Genomic DNA, 2,292 nt, shown 5'->3' with positions numbered 1-2,292 from the left:
CCTCGGGACGGACGTCGAGGGCCGCGACGCGGGCGCCGAGCGCGACGGCGATCATGACGGCCGACAGGCCGACGCCGCCGCACCCGTGCACGGCGACCCACTGGCCCGCGCGCACGCCGCCGTGCACGGTCAGCGCCCGGTAGGCCGTCGCGAAGCGGCAGCCGAGCGACGCCGCGGTGACCGCGCTCATGCCGTCGGGGAGCCGGACGAGGTTGACGTCGGCGTGGTCGACGGCGACCAGCTCGGCGAACGAGCCGTGGTGCGTGAACCCCGGCTGCGTCTGCCGCTCGCACACCTGGTGCTCGCCGTCGAGGCACGCCGGGCAGCTGCCGCACGCGCACACGAACGGCACCGTGACGCGGTCGCCGGCCCGCCAGCCGCGGACCTCGCTGCCCACCTCGACCACCGTGCCCGCGAGCTCGTGCCCGGGGACGTGGGGCAGCGCGATCCCGTCGTCGTGGCCCTGCCACCCGTGCCAGTCGCTGCGGCACACGCCGGTCGCCTCGACCCGGATCACCGCACCCGACGGCGGGCACGTGGGCTCAGGGACGTCGCGGACCTCGAGCGGGCCGCCGAACTGCTCGAACACCACCGCACGCATCAGGCGGTCAGAGCGCACGGTGCGTCCACCGACCTGCGAGGAGCGTCCCGGCGACAGGCATGCGCCGCAGCGCCTCGTCGGTCGTCGCGAGCGGGTCGGCGTCGAGCACCGCAAGGTCGGCCGCCTGTCCCGGCGCGACCCGCGTGCGCACGGACACTGCGAGGGCGACGTCGGCGGGCAGCCGCTGCTCGCCGTGCCACGGCTCGCGCCCGTCGCGGGCGCGGTCGACGGCCGCGCCGATCGCGGTCCACGGGTCGAGCGGCGCGACGGGTGCGTCCGACCCGAGCACGAGGCGGACGCCGGCCTCGTGCAGCGCGCGCAGCGGGAACGCCCGGTGCGTGCGACCGGCCCAGTAGCGGTCGGCGACGTCGCGGTCGTCCATCGCGTGCTCGGGCTGCACGCTCGCGACGACGCCCAGGCGCGCGAACCGCGCGACGTCGTCGGCCACGAGGAGCTGGGCGTGCTCGACGCTGCCGCGCGCACCGGTGGCCTCGAAGGCGTCGAGCGCGAGCGCGTTCGCCCGGTCGCCGATGGCGTGGATCGCGCACTCGAGGCCGGCCGCCACGGCCCGCGCCATGAGCGGTCGCAGCTGCTCGGGCGGCACGGACAGCACGCCGTGCGCGCCGGGTCCCGTCAGCCCCGGGTACGGGTCGTGGCAGTAGGCGGTGCGCGTGTTGAGCGAGCCGTCCGTGATGACCTTGAGCGGGCCCATCGTGACGAGCGACGCGGTCCCCGGCCCCCCGGGTCCCCCGAGCGCGTCGCCCGTACGCAGGCGGCGCTCGACCACCGCGTCGAGGCCCGCCGCCCACACCGACGCCACGACCCGCAGGCCCGCGTGCCCCGCCGCGACCCGCCGCTCCCAGGCGGGCACCGCGCCGCCCATCTCGTAGTCCACGACGCCGACGACGCCGCGCTCCGCCGCCGCCCGCACGGCGTCCGCTACCCACGCGTCGACGACGTCGCCGGGCGCGTCGCCGAGCCGGTCGAGCACCGGGAACCACGGGTGCTCACGCAGCAGCCCCGTGCCGTCGGCCCCGATCGCGTCCAGGACGCCGTGCCGCCGCGCCGCGAGGGAGCTCAGCCAGCCGCAGTGGAGGTCGCCGCTCACGAGCACGACGGGGACGTCGGGGTGCCCGGCCGACGCCGCGGCGTCGTCGAGCAGGGCCGAGGTCGGCACGTCGCCCCACAGCCCGTCCCGGAAGCCGACGCCGACCAGGGCGGTCCCTGCCGGGGGCGGTGCGGAGCGCAGGCGGTCGCGCACGAGCGCCGCCGCCGCGGCGGCCGACGCCGCCGCGGACACGTCGAGGCGCTGGCGCGCGAGGGCCCACTGCTCCATGTGCGTGTGCGCGTCCCACAGACCCGGCGCGAGCCAGCGCCCCTCGAGGTCGACCGTCTCGACGGACCGGCCGCCCAGGTCGCCCGTGGCGCGGACGCCCGCGGTGCCCTTGTCGCCGGCAGTGCCCGTGGGCGCCACCGCGCGCACGACGCCGTCGACCACGAGCACGTCCGACTCGCCGGGCCCGGCGACCGGGACGCCGGCGGCCGGGACCGCGCCGGGCGGCACGTCGACCACACGCGCGCGCCTGAGCAGCAGCGCCGCGCCGCTCCGCGTCGCGGCGGTCATCGTCCGTCCCCCGGCCCGCTCGGGCGCCGCATGAGCTCGGCCCGCATCTCGGCCGCGAGCGCCGGGT

2 protein-coding genes are annotated in these 2,292 nt (G+C 78.5%); both read right to left on the bottom strand.

Annotation, left to right across the window (positions count from 1 at the left end; translation table 11 throughout):
- On the bottom strand, positions 1 to 601 hold a 601-nt coding region (locus ICW40_RS20245), incomplete at its 3' end, for an alcohol dehydrogenase catalytic domain-containing protein (RefSeq protein WP_221655774.1).
- Positions 602 to 608: 7 nt separating this feature from the next.
- Complete coding sequence (locus ICW40_RS20240; RefSeq protein WP_221655773.1) at positions 609 to 2,225, bottom strand: amidohydrolase; 1,617 nt, start codon at positions 2,223 to 2,225, stop codon at positions 609 to 611.
- Positions 2,226 to 2,292: the final 67 nt, after the last annotated feature.

Origin of the sequence: Actinotalea ferrariae (assembly GCF_019733465.1) — a bacterium.
GTDB classification, from domain to species: domain Bacteria; phylum Actinomycetota; class Actinomycetes; order Actinomycetales; family Cellulomonadaceae; genus Actinotalea; species Actinotalea ferrariae_A.
This window is presented reverse-complemented; position numbering and strand designations above follow the sequence as displayed.

Excerpts from the sequence above, each read along its gene's own strand:
- ICW40_RS20240 (WP_221655773.1), bottom strand. The coding sequence starts at position 2,225 with ATGACCGCCGCGACGCGGAGCGGCGCGGCGCTGCTGCTCAGGCGCGCG.